Genomic DNA, 19,772 nt, shown 5'->3' with positions numbered 1-19,772 from the left:
TTTTTTGGTAGTTCTACTGTTTTTTTTCCGCAACTTTTCTTACTTTTTTAGGTTGTTCTGCTGTTGATACGCCATTTGAATCAAATAGCGCTTTTTTGCCAAAGTTTAGGTTGACGGATTTTTCAGCCGTCTGCGCAATTTTATAGCCTCGCAAACTTTCGCCGTTATAAATAGAAATATAATCCGTTTCTAATTCATAAAGCTCTTCTTTGTCGCTTGTTTCAAATAGTTCTTCAACTGTAAAAGCTTCAACGCCATTCTCCCTAATGTCGTTGTATAAAGGAAAGTCCAAACCTTCGCTTGTTGCTTCTACGTACTGCTCGAAACGTTGGAAGCCACTATTGAAAGACGTTCCAATGTAGTGTTTGCCGGAGATGTTATTTGTGATTTTAAAAACGACCAAAATCGCTGCCTCTTACGTAATATCTTTTTAATAGCACATAAACCCCAGTCACCAGAGGTAATCCAAAGGTGACTGGGGTTTATAAGAAATGGGTTTAGTGTTTTACGACGATGTTGAGACCGTCACGAACATTCAAATGAACATTCTCAACTCGTGTGTCTTGCGCAATTAAGCGGTTGACCTGATTTACAGCGACGTCGCTGTTTTCTTTTGGGTCTAGAACTCTTCCTTGCCATAAGGAGTTATCAATGATGATAAGGCCGCCAGACTTAACAAGCGGTAGTACTGCTTGGTAGTAATTTAGATAGTTGCGCTTATCGGCATCAATAAAGACAAAGTCAAATTCCCCTTCAAGGGATTCGATTGTATCGAGCGCCGGGCCAAAAATCGTTTGGATTTTTGTGCCATGCTCGCTACGATCAAAAAATGATTGAGCGAATTCAATCGCTCTAGGGTTAGTTTCACAGCAAATGAGTTTGCCATCGCTAGGCATGCCCTCGGCGATAGAGAGTGCAGAATAACCAGTAAACATACCGATCTCTAGTGCGCGTTTAGGTCGGGCTATTTTTGCCAGGAGCTTCAAGGTGCGGCCAATGGTTTTTCCTGATAACTTGTTCGGGTAGCCCATTTCAGAATAAGTTCTTTCAACTAATTCAATTAATAGGTCAGGTTCTGCTTGAGTAGTCTCAATGCAGTAGTCGTCAAGGGTTGAAAGATCCATAGAGCCTTTTGATAAATGAAGTCTGTGTGAAACGGATGCTAATTTTACTCTGCATGCAGAGAATGTCTATGCCTTAAAGACAGAAAAAAGGCTTGATTTTTGTATGTTACTGTTTAGCGCCACTATAAACAGCAATTAAATTAGATTCGCATGCATAATCGAAAAATGCTAATTTATGCGCTGAAATTTACATGTGCTCTTTGGTATGGAGCACCACTGACTCCGATAGGGGAATAAAATGCCTGTAATTACTTTGCCTGATGGCAGCCAACGCTCTTTTTCAAATCCTGTTACTGTCATGCAAGTGGCTGAGGATATTGGTCCAGGTCTTGCTAAAGCCACTGTTGCTGGTCGTGTAAATGGTCAGTTGGTTGATGCCTGTGAGCTGATTTCTGATGACGTTACCTTAAGCATCATTACTGGAAAGGATTCTGAGGGTGTAGAGATTATTCGTCACTCTTTTGCGCACCTTGTTGGGCATGCTGTTAAGCAGCTATACCCGACTGCCGAAATGGCAATTGGTCCTGTGATTGATGAAGGGTTCTATTACGATATCGCTTATGAGCGCCCCTTTACTCCAGAAGATTTGGTGGCTATTGAAAAGCGTATTGGTGAGTTGGTTAAAACCGATTACGATGTTGTTAAGAAAATGACACCGATTGGTGATGCGCGTCAGCAATTTGTTGAACGTGGCGAGACCTATAAGGTCGCCTTGATTGATGATATGGACGAATCTGTAAAAGAAGTCGGTTTGTATCATCATCAAGAATACATGGATATGTGTCGTGGCCCTCACGTGCCAAACACTCGAGTGTTGCGTCACTTTAAGTTGATGAAGCTGGCGGGTGCATACTGGCGTGGTGATTCTAATAATGAAATGCTACAGCGTATCTATGGAACGGCGTGGAATGATAAAAAAGAATTAAGCGCTTATTTAACTCGAATCGAAGAAGCTGAAAAGCGCGACCATCGTAAGTTAGGTAAGAAATTAGATCTTTTTCATCTTCAAGAAGAAGCGCCTGGAATGGTATTTTGGCATCCTAAAGGGTGGCGTCTATACCAAGCCGTTGAGCAATACATGCGTCAGAAGCAACTTGATAACCACTATCAAGAGGTGAAGACACCACAAATTGTTGACCGTGTGCTGTGGGAGAAATCTGGGCATTGGGGCAAATATCATGAGAATATGTTTACTACGCATTCTGAAAATCGTGATTATGCCGTTAAACCGATGAACTGTCCTTGCCACATTCAGGTTTATAATCAGGGGCTGAAAAGTTACCGTGATTTACCATTTCGTATGGCGGAATTTGGCTCTTGTCACCGTAACGAGCCTTCTGGTGCGTTACATGGTATTATGCGTGTGCGTAATTTCGTTCAAGACGATGGTCATATTTTTGTAACTGAAGGTCAAATTCAACAAGAAGTGTCTGAATTTATTGCTTTGTTGCACGAAGTTTATGCAGACTTTGGTTTTGACAATATTATTTATCGCTTGTCTACTCGTCCTGAACAGCGTGTGGGATCAGATGAAGTTTGGGATAAGGCTGAAAAATCTTTATCAGACGCTTTGGATTCTGCCGGTTTGGAATGGGAAGAGTTGCCAGGTGAAGGTGCTTTCTACGGACCAAAAATTGAGTTCTCTTTGAAAGATGCCATTGGTCGTGTGTGGCAATGTGGCACCATTCAGGTAGATTTTTCAATGCCAACTCGCTTGGGTGCGCAATATGTGTCGGAAGATGGTTCACGCCAAACGCCGGTAATGTTGCACCGAGCGATAGTAGGATCACTTGAGCGTTTTATCGGTATTTTGATTGAAGAGACAGAAGGTGCCTTTCCGGTCTGGCTTGCGCCTGAACAAGTTGTTATCATGAACATTACAGACCGCCAAGCAGACTATTGCTCTGATTTGGCAAAAACATTGAATTCAAATGGCTTTAGAGCAAAACTTGACTTGAGAAACGAGAAGATCGGGTTTAAAATCCGCGAGCATACTCTTCAACGAGTGCCGTACATGATTGTAGTTGGTGATAAAGAAGTAGAGCAGAAACAAGTTGCTGTTCGTACTCGTACTGGCGAAGATCTTGGAGTGATGAGTATTTCCGAATTTGAAGGTTTGCTTCAAAAAGAAGTTGCTCGCCGTAGCCGTAAACAAGAAATGGAGATAGTACTATAAAAGGTAATATGAATCGTGGACGTACCGCTAGTAAGCAGCGTCCTCTAATCAACGAGAACATTCGAGCTACCGAAGTGCGTTTGATCGCTGCTGATGGTGAACAAGTTGGCGTTGTCTCTCTTGAAGAGGCACTAAAAGCAGCTCAAGAGGCTGCTTTAGACTTAGTGCAAATTGCTGATTCAGATCCGATTGTTTGCAAAATCATGGACTACGGCAAGCATATTTTTGAAGCGAAGAAAGCGAAAGCTGCGCAAAAGAAAAATGCGAAGCAGATCCAGGTTAAAGAAATGAAATTCCGTCCAGGGACGGAGGAAGGGGATTATCAGGTGAAACTCCGCAACCTGATACGTTTCCTTGAAGGCGGGGATAAGGCCAAAGTGTCGTTACGATACCGCGGTCGTGAAATGGCCCATCAGGAGCTTGGTATGCAGCTTATGAATCGAGTCGCAGCAGACTTAGAAGATTATGGTGTAGTAGAGCAAGCTGCGAAAATGGAAGGTCGTCAATTGACTATGGTGCTAGGCCCCAAAAAGAAGAAGTAATTTTAAGTAATTTGGCTTTAAGGGCTTCGGCTCTTAAAGACTAAACTATGGAAAAATTACACTAACATTAACGAATGCGAGAGTGGTTTTATCATGTCCAAAATTAAGTCACACAGTGGCGCAGCTAAGCGCTTCAAACGTACCGCGAATGGTTTTAAACATAAACAGTCTCATACTAGTCATATTTTGACTAAAAAATCGACTAAGCGTAAGCGTCATCTTCGTCCTATGGGACAGATCGCGCAGTGCGATAAAGCGTCTATTGTACGCATGTTGCCATACATCTAAGTCTAGATTTTTTTAGTTCATTAATTTATTAGTAAAAGGTTTATATTATGCCTCGCGTAAAACGTGGTGTTCAGGCTCGTCGCCGTCACAAAAAGATTTTAAAGCAAGCTAAAGGTTACTACGGTGCACGTAGCCGTGTATTTCGTGTAGCAAAACAAGCTGTTATCAAAGCTGGTCAGTATCAGTACCGTGACCGTCGTCAGCGTAAACGTCAATTCCGCGCATTGTGGATTGCTCGTATTAACGCTGCTGCACGTATCAATGGTCTGTCTTACAGCCGTTTCATTGCTGGCTTGAAACAAGCAGCTATTGAAATTGACCGTAAGGTTTTGGCTGACCTAGCTGTGTACGAGAAAGAAGTTTTTGCTGCTATCGTTGAAAAAGCGAAAGTAAGCTTGGCTTAATTTCTGACGTAGCCTTAGGGTGATTCAATCTTGATAGATGTAATCTTAATAGAGCGAGTCATTCAATGCAGTCTTTGATAGGGGAAGAGCCAATGGTTCTTCCCCTATTTTATTTTTTGGAGTGTGTAAATGGAGAACCTAAAGCAGATTCTTGCTGATGCGCTAAGCGCAGTGGCTGCGTCTGAGAGTGAGTCCGCTCTGGATGATGTACGTGTACATTATTTGGGTAAGAAGGGCGCTCTGACTGCTTTGTTGAAACAGCTTGGTAATGTTTCTGCAGAGGACCGACCAAAATTCGGTCAAATGGTCAATGAAGCAAAAGACCAAGTTCAGGAAAAAATTACTGAGCGTAAACAGTTTCTTGCAGAAGCGGCACTAAACGCTAAATTAGCAACCGAAACAATTGATATTTCTTTGTCTGGTAAAGGTCAGGACGTGGGTGGCTTGCATCCTGTGACTCGTACCATGGAGCGTATCGAAACTTTTTTCCGTGGTATTGGTTTCGATGTGGCTGCAGGGCCAGAAATTGAAGACGATTATCACAACTTTGAAGCGTTAAATATTCCTGCGCATCACCCTGCACGTGCAATGCAAGATACCTTCTATTTTAATCCATCAACCGTACTAAGAACGCATACATCTCCAGTTCAAGTACGCACAATGGAAACGACTCAGCCGCCAATTCGTATTATTTGCCCTGGTCGTGTGTATCGTTGTGATTCAGATCAGACTCATACGCCTATGTTTCATCAGGTTGAAGGTCTGCTTATTGATGAAAATATTTCATTCGCAGATTTGAAGGGGATTTTGCAGCAATTTCTGAATGTTTTCTTTGAAGACGATTTGAAAGTGCGTTTTCGTCCTAGCTACTTCCCATTTACTGAGCCTTCCATTGAAGTGGATATCATGCGAACGAATAGCAAGGGCGAAGAGTCTTGGTTGGAAGTGTTGGGTTGTGGCATGGTGCACCCGAAAGTCCTTGAAATGTCAGGAATTGATTCCGAAAAATACACAGGCTTCGCTTTTGGCATGGGGGTAGAGCGTTTCGCTATGCTGCGCTATAAAGTGGATGACCTTCGTATGTTTTTTGAGAACGATTTGCGTTTCCTTAAACAGTTCAAGTAACCAGTCGACCTAGGATATTGTTATGAAAATTAGTGAGAATTGGCTAAGAGAGTGGGTCAATCCAGGTATCAGTAGTGATGACTTGGCTGCTCAGATTACCCTAGCTGGCCTTGAAGTGGATGAAGTATTACCCGTAGCGTCGGCATTTACAGGTGTTGTCGTAGGAGAAATTATCAGTGCTGAACCTCATCCGGATGCCGATAAATTGCAAGTGTGCAAAGTATCTGATGGCGTAGAAACTTTTCAGGTTGTCTGTGGCGCACCAAATGCACGTCCTGGTATCAAAATACCTTTTGCTAAAATTGGTGCCGTATTGGGTGCGGATTTTAAAATCAAAAAGGCCAAACTGCGTCAAGTGGAATCCTTTGGAATGCTTTGCTCTGCTTCTGAATTGGGCTTGAGTGATGACCATGATGGCATTATGGAACTGCCCGTCAGTGCCCAAACGGGCGAAGATTTCCGAGCGTTTTTAGGGCTTGATGATCAGATTATTGATGTCGACTTAACGCCTAACCGCAGTGACTGTTTGAGTGTTGCTGGTTTAGCTCGTGAAGTGGGCGTGTTAAATAAGTTGGATGTGACTCCGGTACAAATTACACCCGCTACGGTTGTTGTGGATGATGCTTTCCCAGTGCGAGTTGAGGCGACAGACGCTTGTCCTCGTTATTTGGGGCGTGTTGTACGTGGCGTTGATGTAAGTGCTCAAACGCCTCTGTGGATGGTGGAGAAGCTTCGCCGCAGTGGCATTCGCTCTATTGATCCAATTGTCGATATTACCAACTACGTCATGCTTGAATTAGGCCAGCCTATGCACGCCTTCGATTTGGCGAATTTGTCGGGTTCGATCGTTGTGCGCATGGCGAAGAAAGATGAGCAAATTGTCTTATTGGATGGTCAGAAAGTAACGCTTCGTGATGATACCTTGGTGATTGCCGATGAGAATGCACCATTGGCTATTGCTGGCATAATGGGAGGAGAAGGCTCTGGTGTAAGTGCACAGACGAAAGACATCTTTCTTGAAAGTGCTTTCTTTGCTCCATTGGCGTTGGCTGGTAAGGCCCGTTCTTATGGTTTGCATACGGATTCTTCTCACCGTTTTGAGCGTGGTGTGGATGCCACACTTCAAGATAAAGCCATTGAGCGTGCTACCGCGTTGGTTATTGAGATTGCTGGCGGTCAAGTGGGGCCTATCACTCATGCCGTAGCTGAGTCGGCGTTGCCAGACGCTGCGATTGTGACGCTACGTCGTAAAAAGCTAGATCAGTATTTGGCAATGTCGATTGACAAGGACTTGGTGACAGACATTCTAACACGTCTTGGCCTAGAGATGATTGAGGTGACAGACGATGCTTGGACGACCAAAGCGCCATCCCATCGTTTTGATATTGCGATTGAGGCTGATTTAATCGAAGAGGTGGCTCGTATCTATGGTTACGATAACCTTCCTTCTTCTATGCCTCAAGCGGCGGTGAATTTTACGTCTTTGCCTGAGTCGAAAACACAGATTCAAGTGTTGCGCTCTATTTTGGTATCGCAGGGTTATCAAGAGGCGGTCACTTACAGTTTTATCGATCCCGTATTGAGTAAACAATTTTTGCCGAATATTGAGCCAGTGCCATTAGCGAATCCTATTTCGGCTGATATGGGAGTAATGCGTCCTAGTTTGGTCCCAGGCTTAGTGAGAGCGTATCTTTATAATCAAAATCGTCAGCAGTCTCGTGTTCGCCTATTTGAAACAGGTCGCCGCTTTATTGGATCTGTTGAGGCATTGGCAGAATTAGACCAGCAGCAACAGATCGCGGGTTTAATTGCAGGCTCTCGTCATGCTGAAGCTTGGTACCACGGCAATGAGAAAGTCGACTTTTATGATCTAAAAGCACATGTAGAAGCTTTGTTTGCTTTGAATAATGGCGGCAAACCAACTTATGAGCGTTCTGAGTGCGAGTTTTTACACCCAGGTCGTTCTGCTGATATCTTCTTGGATGGTCAGTTTGTCGGTTTGATGGGGGAGTTGCATCCTCAGCTCTCTAAGACATTAGGTGCAAATCAGCCTATTTATGTTTTTGATATTGCTTTGTCGGCTGTGTTAAATGCGACCTTGCCAGAATACGAGGCGGTTTCTCGTTTCCCTGAAGTTCGTCGTGACTTGGCCTTGTTGGTTGATCGTTCTGTGCCTGTTAGCGCGTTGGAAAAAGTCATTGCTTCGGCTGCCGGTGATGCGCTAAAAAATGTTTTGGTTTTTGATGTTTATCAGGGGCAAGGCATTGATGAAACGAAAAAAAGTGTCGCTTTGGGCTTGACGTGGCAGCATCCTTCACACACTCTTAGTGATGAAGAAGTGAACAACTCAGTCGAACAAACTGTCGCAGCCTTGTCTGAGCAGTTGGGAGCCGTTGTAAGGGGGTAGATTTATGGGATCGTTGACAAAAGCGGATCTTGCTGAAAACTTGGTGGACACCATTGGTTTAAGCAAAAAAGACGCAAAAGACCTTGTGGAAGGTTTTTTTGATGTCGTGCGTCATTCTTTAATAGAAAGACAGCAAGTTAAGTTGTCGGGGTTTGGTAACTTTGAAGTGCGCGAGAAGAGTCAGCGTCCTGGTCGAAATCCTAAAACGGGCGAAGAAATCCCAATTACAGCGCGTACCGTTGTTACTTTTCGACCTGGGCAGAAGCTTAAGTCGAAAGTAGAAGACTATATGCAAGAGTAAGGTTGCTATTTAGGTTATTAAAAGCCATCCAGTAGGATGGCTTTTTTAATTCTACAGGATAGGGAGATCCTGTTGAGTCTTTCTGGGGCTTTCTATGTGATATTTGCCACACCCTTCGATGTTGGTCATAAACTTGAACGAGAAAGATATTTAGATCAATGTTTAAGCAGTTATCTGGCTGAATTTTAGTATGATGATTAAATTGAAAAAAACTTAATAAAAGTCTTCCCTTTTCAATTTGTTATAGTAATATACGCACCCGCTGACAGAGACAGAGTTTAACTCTTTCAATGTAAGTTTTCGGGGCGTAGCGCAGCCTGGTAGCGCACTAGCATGGGGTGTTAGTGGTCGCAGGTTCAAATCCTGCCGTCCCGACCAAAATTTGAGAAATGCCGCTATAGCTCAGTTGGTAGAGCATCTGACTTGTAATCAGAGGGTCCCGAGTTCGACTCTTGGTGGCGGCACCAGTTTTGGTCGAAGTTCTTTTCTTGATTATGGGAAAGAGCAAAAAAAGATTTTACTTTTAGTAAAGCCGCTATAGCTCAGTTGGTAGAGCATCTGACTTGTAATCAGAGGGTCCCGAGTTCGACTCTTGGTGGCGGCACCACTTCTTAGGAAGTTTTTAAAAGTAAACTGCGTCATGTAATGCCGCTATAGCTCAGTTGGTAGAGCATCTGACTTGTAATCAGAGGGTCCCGAGTTCGACTCTTGGTGGCGGCACCATTTACTTATAGATAATAAGTAAATCACAATTTGATTTAGCGTTAAGCCGCTATAGCTCAGTTGGTAGAGCATCTGACTTGTAATCAGAGGGTCCCGAGTTCGACTCTTGGTGGCGGCACCATTTACTTATAGATAATAAGTAAATCACAATTTGATTTAGCGTTAAGCCGCTATAGCTCAGTTGGTAGAGCATCTGACTTGTAATCAGAGGGTCCCGAGTTCGACTCTTGGTGGCGGCACCACTTACTTAATAAGTAAGTTTGGCAATAGCGTTGGATATTGTTGGGTGTGTAGCTCAGTTGGGAGAGCGTCGCCCTTACAAGGCGAATGTCGGGGGTTCGAACCCCTCCACACCCACCATCTTGCCGATGCAAAATGGCACGTCTGATGAGACGTTAAAAACAGTTGTGTTGGAGTGGTAGTTCAGTTGGTTAGAATACCTGCCTGTCACGCAGGGGGTCGCGGGTTCGAGTCCCGTCCATTCCGCCATCTTCTTCCCAGAGGATGTAAAACTAACGAGCGGGTGTGTAGCTCAGTTGGGAGAGCGTCGCCCTTACAAGGCGAATGTCGGGGGTTCGAACCCCTCCACACCCACCATCTTGCCGATGCTAAAGGCACGTCTGCTGAGACGTTAAAAACAATTGTGTTGGAGTGGTAGTTCAGTTGGTTAGAATACCTGCCTGTCACGCAGGGGGTCGCGGGTTCGAGTCCCGTCCATTCCGCCATCTTCTTCCCAGAGGATGTAAAACTAACGAGCGGGTGTGTAGCTCAGTTGGGAGAGCGTCGCCCTTACAAGGCGAATGTCGGGGGTTCGAACCCCTCCACACCCACCATCTTGCCGATGCTAAAGGCACGTCTGCTGAGACGTTAAAAACAATTGTGTTGGAGTGGTAGTTCAGTTGGTTAGAATACCTGCCTGTCACGCAGGGGGTCGCGGGTTCGAGTCCCGTCCATTCCGCCATCTTCTTCCCAGAGGATGTAAAACTAACGAGCGGGTGTGTAGCTCAGTTGGGAGAGCGTCGCCCTTACAAGGCGAATGTCGGGGGTTCGAACCCCTCCACACCCACCATCTTGCCGATGCAAAAAGGCACGTCTGATGAGACGCTAAAAACAGTTGTGTTGGAGTGGTAGTTCAGTTGGTTAGAATACCTGCCTGTCACGCAGGGGGTCGCGGGTTCGAGTCCCGTCCATTCCGCCATCTTCTTCCCAGAGGATGTAAAACTAACGAGCGGGTGTGTAGCTCAGTTGGGAGAGCGTCGCCCTTACAAGGCGAATGTCGGGGGTTCGAACCCCTCCACACCCACCATCTTGCCGATGAAAAGTGCACGTCTGTTGAGACGTTAAAAACAGTTGTGTTGGAGTGGTAGTTCAGTTGGTTAGAATACCTGCCTGTCACGCAGGGGGTCGCGGGTTCGAGTCCCGTCCATTCCGCCATTATTTTTGCTATTCAAATAATGGATGCAGTTAACGACTAAGTTTTGCACTTAGACTTAACGCAGAGTTAAACAGAGTGAAGTAGGTGACGCTTTGCAAATCTAACAAAGTACGAAAGTACATGTGACTCACTTCTCAGTTAATTCCTTTTATTTTTACTTTCTCCTCTTACTTATACTGTCATAAAGCTTTTTTTATCTTTATGTTACGTTATTTCCCAATATGTTAAATTCTCTGCTACCTTTCTATTAGTTCGTTATCTAGATGCTATTTTTTCTTGGCTGTTTTTGTTTTTTCGAATGATATTGTGTAAATATGCTATTGCGGAAGAAATACTTACTGGTAATATCAGGGTATGTGCTTCTATACTTGAAGCGTATATGTGTTTTGTAAGATCACAATATAATTCCCAATAAAAATAACAATGGAGCTTATTTATGACTACCTCCTCAAAATTCTTGTTTAGAGCAAGTCTTGTTGCGGCCTCTGTGGCAGCAGCGTCTTCTGCATACTCAGCGGGTTTTGCTTTAAATGATCATAGTGCGACAGCGTCAGGTAAAGCCTTGGGTGGTGTCGCGGCGTCTAATGCGGATATCTCTGCCAGCTTCTGGAACCCTGCGCTTTTTGTGAATGCTAAAGAAACGACTGTGTTTGTGTCTGGTGCTTACGTTATGCCGAGTATGGATGTGACGAACATTAGTGCTAATAATGCAACCGCTGCTGGTGGAACGGCTATTGCGGGTTCTACGACGAACAGTGATTCTGTTGATAATACATTTGTACCGTCGTTTTACTTTGCAAAGCCTTTGTCTGATAAAACAGTAGCGGGCATATCTTTGAATGTGCCGTTTGGTTTATCAGGCGATTATGGTGATGATTGGGCGGGGCGTTTTCATGCAACGGAAACATCACTTCAAGATATTGCCTTGAGTTTTTCTCTTGCCCATCGTATGAATGATTGGGTTTCTGTTGGTGCCAGTGTGCAAGTCCATAAAGCCGAAGTGGTTTTAGGGTCAGCTGTCGGTATTTCGGGTGTAGAGGGTGATGGGCGTATTGAAGCAGATGATACTGGTTATGGGTATAGCTTCGGTATTGCGATGGAGCCAAGAAAAGGGACTCGCCTTGGTTTGGGCTACCGCAGTGAAGTGGATTTCGACTTTAAGGGTGATGTCAAATATAAGAATGTTGCTACTTTAAATGCTAGTGCGCTTACTACTGGATATGACCTAATTGATACAACTGTATCGGATTCAATTACTTTGCCCTCTGTTCTTACTTTAAGTATGGAGCAAGATCTAACACAGAAATTGATTTTTGGATTGTCCGCTATTAGAACTGGCTGGGGATCTATGGACGGCCTGAATATCGATTTTGATAGCGCTCAACCAAATTCTGTTCTAACCTTTGGTTTCGAAGATCAGTGGATGTACTCTGCAGGTTTGACTTATGTCTATTCTGATCAGTTAACGCTCCGAACTGGTGTGGCTATGGATAATTCTCCTGTAACCGATAAATACCGCTCAGCACGTACACCTGATGGCGATCGTAAGTGGATATCCGTTGGTGCGACGTATGACTTTAATGATATGACATCGGCTACGTTCGCTTTTACTCATGTGATGATCGACGATGTGTCAGTTAGTCGAGATGGTACTGGTGAGGACCGCGCTCGTGGTAAGTTAAGTGCTGATTATAGTTCCTCTGCGAATGTTGTTTCTGTTGCGATGAACATGGCGTTCTAGCGTTTTCAGTTCACTCATTTGATTTGATTCAAAAGCCAGTGTTCTATTATGAATGCTGGCTTTTTTGTGTCTGAATTAAGAAAGGCATAGATAAACGGAAAAGGACTGATGGCGTCAGTATACCATGCGAAGTTCTTTTGCTTTGGCATTATCTTTGGCTGTCCAATCCGACATTGGTGACGGTTTGGCGAAGTAGTAGCCTTGCAGTGTATTGCAGCCGAGTGCAGCAAGAAGGTTGGCCTGCTCTTTGGTTTCTATGCCTTCAGCAATAACGGTCATACCAAGAGACTCTGCGAGCTGAATGGTGGATTTTACAATATCAACATGGCGCTGATCTCCAGGTAGTGGAGAAACAAAGCGACGATCTATTTTGAGTATGTTGGCAGGGATATCAACAAGCTGGCCTAAAGACGCTTGGCCAGTGCCAAAGTCATCTATGGCTATTGAGTAACCATATTGTGACAAACTCCTTAGGCGTTTGTGGATAAGTGGATGCGTCATAACAGAACTGGTCTCTGTTATTTCTAACTCCAACATGTCTTTTAGCCAAGGATTATCGGCAACTAGCGTCATTAACAGTGCAAAAAAAGCATCGTTCATCAATTCTTGACCGGCTAGGTTAAAAGCAATCGGAGTGTAAATGTGTTCTTTGTGCCATGAAGATAGTGTGTTAACGAGTTCTCGAACGAGATTTTCCGCAAGCAGTGGTAATAATCCCAATTTTTCGGCAATTTTAATAAAGGTGGTCGGGGGGATAAATTGCCCATCATTTTGCCAGCGAGCCAGTGCTTCAAATGAGCAAATTTGCCCGTTTGGCCTTACTTGAGGTTGCAACCATATACTAATTTGTTTGTTCTTAATGGCCGTACTAAGTTTTAGGCCGAGTTTGTGTTCTTCTATGAGCTTGTTTTCTAGGTTGCGGTTGTAATAGGAGAAACGCTCAGAGCTACTGGAGTATTCTAATGCCATTTCACAGTGTTCTAGTAGTTCCTCAGCTGTTTTACCATCCGTTTGATAGTAGGCAATGCCTACTTGGTAGTCCATATTCAATCTATTGCCGTCAACGGTTATCTGGCTAGGCAGAACAGAATGAATGAGAGCGGAGAGGTTTTTTTGAATGAGGTAAGCCTGACTCAGTGGCACGAAGCACGAAAACTTAACGCCACGTAGTCGACCAATAATGGTGTGTTCTGAGAGCTTTTTTTGCAGCATTTTGGCAAAATTGAGAATGACTTTGTTAGCATTGTCTTTACCATATTGTTTATTAAGCAGTTTGAACTGACTAATGCGTATAATGAACATGGCGCCAGTTAGATGTCGGTCTTGTTCATTAATACGTTGATTGGTTTGACTGCAAAAATGCCTGTAATTAGGCAAGAGAGTGAGTAAATCAAAATGGGCGAGGCGACTATTGGTTTGTTGTGTGCTTTCGAGTTGTTGCTGTATGGCTTTTAGTTGCGTGGTGTTTTGTAAGTGCAAAACATAGTAACCATGTTGTGTTAATGAGGCTCGACGTACCTCAATATGAACGTTGTTTTTTTGTTTTAGGGTGCATTCTACGATGTTAGATTGCCAAAAAAATTTTCCCGCTTCGCCTGTTGGAGATAGCCAATTCGCGATAGTGGAGTTGGTAACAGTATTTTCTTCCGAATCAGATAATAGCTCTCGAGCGAGTTGATTGGCTTTTAGTATTTTTCCGCGCTGGTCACAAAGTAAGGTTGGTGTGCCTGTATTCTCAAAGAACTCTTCATATAGCGCATAATTGTCATTGAGTTTTTGGTAAAGCTGTTGCATGTGCGAAGCGTTGTCTTCAAGAGTCTGAATAATACGAGAAACGGCAAGTGGCAAGCCAATATTGAGTGTGACAAAGGTGAGCAGTTGAAAGTAAAAAGACGCGGTAAGATCGGTTTGTAGGCTGCTAAGGTTGTCTGTTGTGATCAAATAAAAAGGGTATATATTGATCACCATTGCTACCAGCGAGGCTCTAAAACTAAAGAGCAGTCGTGTGATCAAGGGTAACGAATAAAGAGAGATTAGAGCGTACTTTTCAGCGTTAAATTCGTTACTTAGAGTCAACAACAAAAAGCTGCTAGTAATTAATGTAAGCAGAAATAAGATGGCGGTGAGTTGAGTGTACTTTCTACTAAAGTACAGTAAGCCAGTGAGTAAGCAGAGGTAGCCTGCGTTTATCGTTAGAAAAGACGTATCGTTAATAAAATAAAGAGTGTGCAGCTCAGAAACAGCAAAGATAAAGATAGTAAGGGCGAGTAAAATCCTTAACGCGCTTTGCTGGAAGACTTTTTCGTGTCCTTCAGCCGCTGAGTCAGAATTAAGTAAAAAATATCGCTTTAGAAAATGAATAAACATTAATCAACTTCATAATGTCAAAAAAGAAGCCGCAGTTATTTGCGGCTCTAAAATAGACATTACCTAAAAAATATAAATTTCACCATGTTAGTTTTTAATTTTTGATGAAAATTTATATATTAATGTGCCTAAAGTGGTTATCCCACTGGATGTTGGTATGATTTTTGACCATTTTACTGGTGTTTTGTACTGGGTTGCTTTTTAGTTGTGCCCCAGTGCCACTGGTTAATAGAAACTCATGGGCATTGCTTGTTGCCACAAGGCCGCAAACATCACGGCAATTTTCAACGCCTAAGAAGGTTTTCGTATCCACATGCCAATAGGCGACTAAGCCACCTCTGGGGGTACTGATAGCCAAGATATCACCAGACTTATCGAAACAAACGCTTCCACAGTACTGCTTAAAACGAATTCTAATGTCGTCCGGCATAGAAAGGTAATCCAGTTCGGGGTGCTCTAGTCGAGATAAAGCCACCAATGGAACTTGATCCCATATATCGCCTTGATACTGAAAACCCAGTGCAACCGTACCTTTTGCGTTCACATCAAGATGCCGAATACTCAATTGGTGTAATTCGTCACGATGGGAAGCTTGATTTAAAATACGACCATCTTTCAAGGAAAGGTAAGTGACATTGGGTTGCATGGTATCAAGGTTTAAAATATCTCTGTCTTCTCTTGGGTGGGTCATGAGCTCCACCGTTGGCGATAATCAACACTTGGTCATTTAAAAAAACAGACTCATGGGGGCCTATTCCATTGCTGTTGAACGATTGTAAAATGTTTCCACTTGGCCAATCCCGTATAAAGATCCTTCCTTCGCCAGTTGGATAGTAATTTTCCTGTGTGATTAGCTGAGTCCCATCAGCGGAAAACAGTGCATGACCATAGAAATGATGGTCTTTACTTGGTTCAATACGTTTTATTCTCTGGTTGCTTGATACGTCAAAGAAATCTATAAAAAAACCTGGTCGTCTACCGACAATACCAACGATGCTCTGGTTAGGGTGGACAACTGGCGCATGGGACTCGATGCGGCAATGGTGCTGTCCAAAGGATCGTACCTTCATCGTTAAATAAGCCAAAAAAATGCGTATTTTTGTCGAGTGAGTAGGCTGAAGCGTATAGTGTATCGCCTGTTTTTTGCTGACTAAGAGCCGCCCACGATGATGTAGTTATAAGAGCGCCACTCAACAGTAAAAATGATCGTCTCGATAACATGCTTAATCTCCGTCCCTACTGTTAAAACCAATTTGAAAGCCAAGTTTCGTTACGAGACTGGATAAATAAGATTGGCTGTTTGAGATGGATTTTACGAGAGGTTGTGCAAGATCAAAGCGTTGCTCTTTTGTGTAGTTACCGTGAAAAAAGTCATCGGGCAACTGTAGCGCTAATTTGGTGTTTTCCGTTAACTGCTGCTCTAATTGCTCGGCCAGATTTGCATCGCTTTGTTTGGCAAGGTCAAACAAAGAAGGCGAACCCGTGTGATAAATTTCTCGGTAGGTCTGCACGTTTTTTTGTATAGCTTTCAAAGAAAGGTCGCTACGATAAAATTCAGCAAGTTTGAGATTTTCTCGGCTATTATAACCAATAGGAGTTTCAAGCTTAGCGTCTTTTACTGCCGACATGTGTTCTAGCCATTGTTGTAAAAATTGCTCTAATGCTACTTTTTCTGGATCAAAGCCCATGCCTTCTTCGTCGAATACCCAGTCTTGTGCCTTACCTTCTTGCCATTGTTTAAATACAGCTTCAGCGCTCTTTGCGTGATGTGCTGTGATTTTCTCAAGTAGCAGGCAATGGCTGGTTGATTGTACTGGCGTAAAATCAGGATGATAAAGTAGGCTTTCGATGGCTGTTAAACCTCTTACCGCTATGCTAGCGGATGTCCAAAATTTTGGCGCATCCATGACAGATGGATCTCCTTGTGCCAGCGCTCTTAACTGACGTTGAGTAACCCCTTTTTTATCTGGCCAATATTCGAAGGCGTAATAGCGCATGAAATACGTAACAGGACCGAAATTCAGCCACTGTACCTGCTGCCAGTCTTGAGCGTTGATTTTAAAGGCGGTCTTTGCTGCTTCTAATGTTTGTGCTGATGGCGAAGCACACAAGGCGCTACTAAGATCTTGTAATGACTTTGAGGACGCTGAGTAGGCTTGATAACCTTGGGTAATAACCTGAGACGTGATGCCAGTAAGAGGGCCTTCCCACGTACCGGCTGAGGCAAACAAAGGTGTAATTGTACTAATGGTGAATGCCATTAGTTTTGACAGGTGTTTCATTAGAGAGACTCCAGAAAATAAATGAGTTTGTTGCGATGCTCTTTGTGTAAGCTTTTATAAAATTCTTGACTGTCTTTGGCTTCACCGCCATGCCATAAAATGGCTTCTTCAATATTTCTCGCTCGACCATCATGAAGAAAGCCCACTCTGCCGGACACTTTTTCAGACAAGCCGATTCCCCATAAAGGTGCTGTGCGCCATTCTCTCGGACTGGCTGAAAAGCTAGGAAACCCGCTAGCAAGACCTTCTCCCATATCGTGCAGTAGCATGTCCGTAAAAGGGTAAAAGGTACGGTGGTTGAGCACAGCAAAGCTTGAATAGCCTCCAGTTTGCATTTTGGGAATATGGCAGCTGGCACAGCCACCGTCGTCAAAAAGACGTTTCCCATCTAAAAAGTCTGTGCTGGTTAGGTTTCTCATTGCAGGGGGAGGAGAGGGAAATGAAAAGATCAACGAGTCTGGCTTGTTGCTTGTCAACTTCTAGGTTGTCTAAATGTATGCTATTACCGTTTGCGCTAGTCATGCAGTCTGTTTGGAATTCGGTACAGTCACCTGAGGCTGACGGATTTAGTGGTGTTGATAGTCCCAAATCGGTATTAAAAGCGGACTGGTTTTGCGCGCTGATATTGGCCACAGACGCCTTATAGCCAAAACGACCAATCACTTTTTCTTGGTTATTAGAGATCCAACTTACTCGGCCACTAATACCATCGTTATTTTTATCATCAGGATCAGCATTTGCCATAATCGTTTCGTCTGGAATGTTATTCAATAATCCCATTCCAACGAGGGCTGGTGATACCAACATAGTAAACCCCGTATCGGTTTCGAAATCGCCATAGTGAAGCGTATTCCAGTGCAGGTTAGGTTGTCTCAGTGTGACTTGGGTGCCATCTTTTAATGTTTCAATATGCGTGCTGTAGGTAAGAGAATAATCACCTTCAGCTAAAACGCCAAGGGTGCTTTGGCTTTGAAACTGATGGCCGTAACGTTTGTCGCCTACGTGGGGATAGATCGTGTTTTCATCCAATACGGGATAGCTCTTGCCTAGTCTAATTAAAAAAGACGGTACGGATAGGCCGCTAATATTCGCTTCTGGGGCGTGTCCTCGACCATTGTTGATGTGACAATTGTTGCAAGAACGAGTATTGAATAGAGGACCTAATCCATCGCTGGCTGTTGTCGAAGATGGGGCGGGCACCCAAAATTTTTGAAAAACACCTTCACCTATATGAAATTCAAATTTGTCTTCTACTCGAATACCTGACAACGGCGTGGAATAATCACTGGCCATTGCCAGGTTCTGAAAGCAAAAAAAGCCAGCGCACGCGCCAGCAACGAAAAACACACAAGCCTTGAAATTTGCTGTCATAAACAGACGAATACCACAACTTAATATACAGAGACCTTTACCTTACGGCAGTAAAGGTCTCATATTACACATTTTATTCATCCATGTTTTAAATGCAGAGCCGTTTTTATTGCAAGCGCATAATTAATTGCCAAAGACAGCACTTGGGTTATCCAAGCTGTCTGAACCTTCTAGTGCAATGCCTTCAAGGTTGAGTAGGTGGATAATGTCTTCGGTAGTGCGAGTTTCATCGACCAATGAATCGACAAAATTTTGCACAAGTTGGTTGCCTTTGGTGTTGTTCATGGCAATCAAGACATCAAAGGTTTGGCCTTTTTCTGCGGCATCAACCATTGCTTGTGCTGCGGCCTCAGTATCATTAAGTTTTTGCTTCATTTCGTTGTCGAGCTGTTTGTTTTGCTTAGCAACGAGGTTAGACAAAGACGCGCCTTTCACCCAGCTACCGTCGACACGCTGATATTCGCCTAAGTACGCATTTTTGATGCCTTTTGCATCATAGTAATGTGACCAATGTGTGTTATCAGAAAAACAATCGTGCTCTTCTTCAGGGTCGTGTAGCATCAAACCAAGTTTCGTTCTTTCGCCGCCCAACTCACCGTACGCAAGGCTTCCCATACCAGTAAGAATAGTCGCAAGGCCTTGCTCTGGCGTTTGCTCTAATAAAGCAACACGAGCAGCACCACCTTGTTTCCAATTGTTTGCCATTTCTTCTAAGTCTGAAATAAGCAAATCGGTAGCCGCCACTAAATAATCTCGGCGACGATCGCAGTTGCCATTTGTGCAGTTATTTACATCAAAATCCGTTGCAGGGCGTTCGCCAGCGCCTGGATTGGTGCCGTTTAGATCTTGCCCCCACAGTAAAAACTCAATAGCGTGGTAACCGCTAGCAACGTTGGCTTCTACACCATCGGCTTCCTGTAAGCTTTCGGCAATAAGCTCAGGAGTAATATTAGTGGTGTCTACTTTTACGCCACCAATGACTAGGCTAGTGGATGCGATAACATTGGCTGCGTAAAGCGGGTTTAAGTCGGATTCTGTGCCGTAGCTATCAGCTGCTACATAATCAATCAAGCCTTCGTCTAGAGGCCAAGCATTCACCTTGCCTTCCCAGTCATCTACGATCGGATTACCGAAACGGTAAACTTCACTTTGCTGATAAGGTACACGAGCAGCAACCCATGCCGTACGCGCCGCTTTTAGGTTTGCTTCATTAGGGTTGGCTAATAAGGTGTCGATAGCAGTACGCAGAGTCTGCGCTGTTGTGAGTGAATCGGTGTAAACCGCTTCGGCAATGTCTGCATAATGAACAACAACAGAATTGGCAGTAACAGTCGCAGATTCATTTTTTAGGGCAGCAGGACTGCAAGCTGTGAGCATCGCACCAGTCACACAAATTGCGATAGGGGTTAACAATCGTTTCATCTTGGAGGCTCCAATATTTTTATGTGCCAACATAGTATTAGAAATGAAAACGATTATCAACTGT

17 protein-coding genes and 16 tRNA genes are annotated in these 19,772 nt (G+C 43.8%); 24 read left to right on the top strand and 9 right to left on the bottom strand.

Features of this window, described 5'->3' with window-relative positions:
- Window positions 1-13: 13 nt before the first annotated feature.
- Both AC0L6V_RS06990 and AC0L6V_RS06985 read right to left on the bottom strand, forming a co-directional pair.
- On the bottom strand, window positions 14-403 hold the full coding sequence (locus AC0L6V_RS06990; protein WP_418138872.1) for a GIY-YIG nuclease family protein: 390 nt from the start codon (window positions 401-403) through the stop codon (window positions 14-16).
- A gap of 94 nt (window positions 404-497) precedes the next feature.
- Window positions 498-1,124, bottom strand: coding sequence for an O-methyltransferase (locus AC0L6V_RS06985; protein WP_265220883.1), 627 nt, complete (start codon window positions 1,122-1,124; stop codon window positions 498-500).
- A gap of 238 nt (window positions 1,125-1,362) precedes the next feature.
- Here AC0L6V_RS06985 and thrS point away from each other — a divergent pair, with 238 nt between their 5' ends.
- From thrS to AC0L6V_RS06865, 24 genes are all read left to right on the top strand, one after another.
- Window positions 1,363-3,300 (top strand): threonine--tRNA ligase, encoded by a 1,938-nt coding sequence (thrS, locus tag AC0L6V_RS06980; protein WP_265220884.1) that lies wholly within the window; start codon window positions 1,363-1,365, stop codon window positions 3,298-3,300.
- Window positions 3,301-3,308: 8 nt separating this feature from the next.
- Entirely contained in the window at window positions 3,309-3,842 is a 534-nt protein-coding gene (infC, locus tag AC0L6V_RS06975) for a translation initiation factor IF-3 (RefSeq protein WP_265220885.1), read from the top strand.
- 93 nt (window positions 3,843-3,935) lie between these two features.
- On the top strand, window positions 3,936-4,130 hold the full coding sequence (gene rpmI / locus AC0L6V_RS06970) for a 50S ribosomal protein L35 (RefSeq protein WP_111607288.1): 195 nt from the start codon (window positions 3,936-3,938) through the stop codon (window positions 4,128-4,130).
- 47 nt (window positions 4,131-4,177) lie between these two features.
- A complete protein-coding gene (gene rplT / locus AC0L6V_RS06965; protein WP_012070283.1) occupies window positions 4,178-4,534 on the top strand; it encodes a 50S ribosomal protein L20 in 357 nt (118 codons plus the stop codon).
- Between the two features lie 129 nt (window positions 4,535-4,663).
- Window positions 4,664-5,659, top strand: coding sequence for a phenylalanine--tRNA ligase subunit alpha (gene pheS, locus AC0L6V_RS06960; protein WP_409419587.1), 996 nt, complete (start codon window positions 4,664-4,666; stop codon window positions 5,657-5,659).
- Window positions 5,660-5,681: 22 nt separating this feature from the next.
- Window positions 5,682-8,066, top strand: a complete 2,385-nt coding sequence (pheT, locus tag AC0L6V_RS06955) for a phenylalanine--tRNA ligase subunit beta (RefSeq protein ID WP_265220886.1) — start codon at window positions 5,682-5,684, stop codon at window positions 8,064-8,066.
- Between the two features lie 4 nt (window positions 8,067-8,070).
- Window positions 8,071-8,367, top strand: coding sequence for an integration host factor subunit alpha (locus AC0L6V_RS06950; RefSeq protein ID WP_111607291.1), 297 nt, complete (start codon window positions 8,071-8,073; stop codon window positions 8,365-8,367).
- A gap of 301 nt (window positions 8,368-8,668) precedes the next feature.
- Window positions 8,669-8,745 (top strand) — tRNA-Pro (locus tag AC0L6V_RS06945).
- A 13-nt stretch (window positions 8,746-8,758) separates the two neighbouring features.
- A tRNA-Thr gene (locus AC0L6V_RS06940) sits at window positions 8,759-8,834 on the top strand.
- 64 nt (window positions 8,835-8,898) lie between these two features.
- Window positions 8,899-8,974: transfer RNA gene (locus AC0L6V_RS06935), tRNA-Thr, on the top strand.
- Between the two features lie 40 nt (window positions 8,975-9,014).
- Window positions 9,015-9,090, top strand: a tRNA-Thr gene (locus tag AC0L6V_RS06930).
- A 45-nt stretch (window positions 9,091-9,135) separates the two neighbouring features.
- Window positions 9,136-9,211 (top strand) — tRNA-Thr (locus AC0L6V_RS06925).
- A gap of 45 nt (window positions 9,212-9,256) precedes the next feature.
- A tRNA-Thr gene (locus tag AC0L6V_RS06920) sits at window positions 9,257-9,332 on the top strand.
- Window positions 9,333-9,374: 42 nt separating this feature from the next.
- Window positions 9,375-9,450: transfer RNA gene (locus AC0L6V_RS06915), tRNA-Val, on the top strand.
- 52 nt (window positions 9,451-9,502) lie between these two features.
- A tRNA-Asp gene (locus tag AC0L6V_RS06910) sits at window positions 9,503-9,579 on the top strand.
- A gap of 32 nt (window positions 9,580-9,611) precedes the next feature.
- A tRNA-Val gene (locus AC0L6V_RS06905) sits at window positions 9,612-9,687 on the top strand.
- A gap of 51 nt (window positions 9,688-9,738) precedes the next feature.
- A tRNA-Asp gene (locus AC0L6V_RS06900) sits at window positions 9,739-9,815 on the top strand.
- 32 nt (window positions 9,816-9,847) lie between these two features.
- A tRNA-Val gene (locus AC0L6V_RS06895) sits at window positions 9,848-9,923 on the top strand.
- Between the two features lie 51 nt (window positions 9,924-9,974).
- Window positions 9,975-10,051: transfer RNA gene (locus tag AC0L6V_RS06890), tRNA-Asp, on the top strand.
- A gap of 32 nt (window positions 10,052-10,083) precedes the next feature.
- A tRNA-Val gene (locus AC0L6V_RS06885) sits at window positions 10,084-10,159 on the top strand.
- Window positions 10,160-10,211: 52 nt separating this feature from the next.
- Window positions 10,212-10,288, top strand: a tRNA-Asp gene (locus AC0L6V_RS06880).
- A gap of 32 nt (window positions 10,289-10,320) precedes the next feature.
- Window positions 10,321-10,396: transfer RNA gene (locus AC0L6V_RS06875), tRNA-Val, on the top strand.
- 51 nt (window positions 10,397-10,447) lie between these two features.
- A tRNA-Asp gene (locus AC0L6V_RS06870) sits at window positions 10,448-10,524 on the top strand.
- Window positions 10,525-10,961: 437 nt separating this feature from the next.
- Window positions 10,962-12,266: an OmpP1/FadL family transporter gene (locus tag AC0L6V_RS06865; protein WP_265220887.1), complete on the top strand. Its 1,305-nt coding sequence runs from the start codon at window positions 10,962-10,964 to the stop codon at window positions 12,264-12,266.
- A gap of 114 nt (window positions 12,267-12,380) precedes the next feature.
- On the opposite strand, the gene AC0L6V_RS06860 is transcribed toward AC0L6V_RS06865, so the two are convergent.
- The 7 genes from AC0L6V_RS06860 to AC0L6V_RS06830 form a co-directional block, all read right to left on the bottom strand.
- Window positions 12,381-14,633 (bottom strand): GGDEF domain-containing phosphodiesterase, encoded by a 2,253-nt coding sequence (locus tag AC0L6V_RS06860; protein WP_265220888.1) that lies wholly within the window; start codon window positions 14,631-14,633, stop codon window positions 12,381-12,383.
- 112 nt (window positions 14,634-14,745) lie between these two features.
- Window positions 14,746-15,324, bottom strand: coding sequence for a DUF1513 domain-containing protein (locus AC0L6V_RS06855; protein ID WP_265220889.1), 579 nt, complete (start codon window positions 15,322-15,324; stop codon window positions 14,746-14,748).
- The gene (locus tag AC0L6V_RS06850; RefSeq protein ID WP_418139077.1) at window positions 15,284-15,703 is read right to left on the bottom strand and encodes a DUF1513 domain-containing protein; all 420 of its coding nucleotides are present in this window, start codon (window positions 15,701-15,703) and stop codon (window positions 15,284-15,286) included. The genes AC0L6V_RS06855 and AC0L6V_RS06850 overlap by 41 nt, the downstream gene beginning before the upstream one ends.
- Window positions 15,704-15,856: 153 nt before the next feature.
- A complete protein-coding gene (locus AC0L6V_RS06845) occupies window positions 15,857-16,915 on the bottom strand; it encodes an imelysin family protein (RefSeq protein WP_265220891.1) in 1,059 nt (352 codons plus the stop codon).
- A complete protein-coding gene (locus AC0L6V_RS06840; protein WP_265220892.1) occupies window positions 16,915-17,334 on the bottom strand; it encodes a di-heme oxidoredictase family protein in 420 nt (139 codons plus the stop codon). The genes AC0L6V_RS06845 and AC0L6V_RS06840 overlap by 1 nt, the downstream gene beginning before the upstream one ends.
- The gene (locus AC0L6V_RS06835; RefSeq protein WP_418138871.1) at window positions 17,285-18,286 is read right to left on the bottom strand and encodes a di-heme oxidoredictase family protein; all 1,002 of its coding nucleotides are present in this window, start codon (window positions 18,284-18,286) and stop codon (window positions 17,285-17,287) included. The genes AC0L6V_RS06840 and AC0L6V_RS06835 overlap by 50 nt, the downstream gene beginning before the upstream one ends.
- A 123-nt stretch (window positions 18,287-18,409) precedes the next feature.
- Window positions 18,410-19,708 (bottom strand): imelysin family protein, encoded by a 1,299-nt coding sequence (locus AC0L6V_RS06830; RefSeq protein WP_265220894.1) that lies wholly within the window; start codon window positions 19,706-19,708, stop codon window positions 18,410-18,412.
- Window positions 19,709-19,772 lie beyond the last annotated feature (64 nt).

This window comes from Marinomonas sp. G8-14, assembly GCF_055808935.1.
This window is presented reverse-complemented; position numbering and strand designations above follow the sequence as displayed.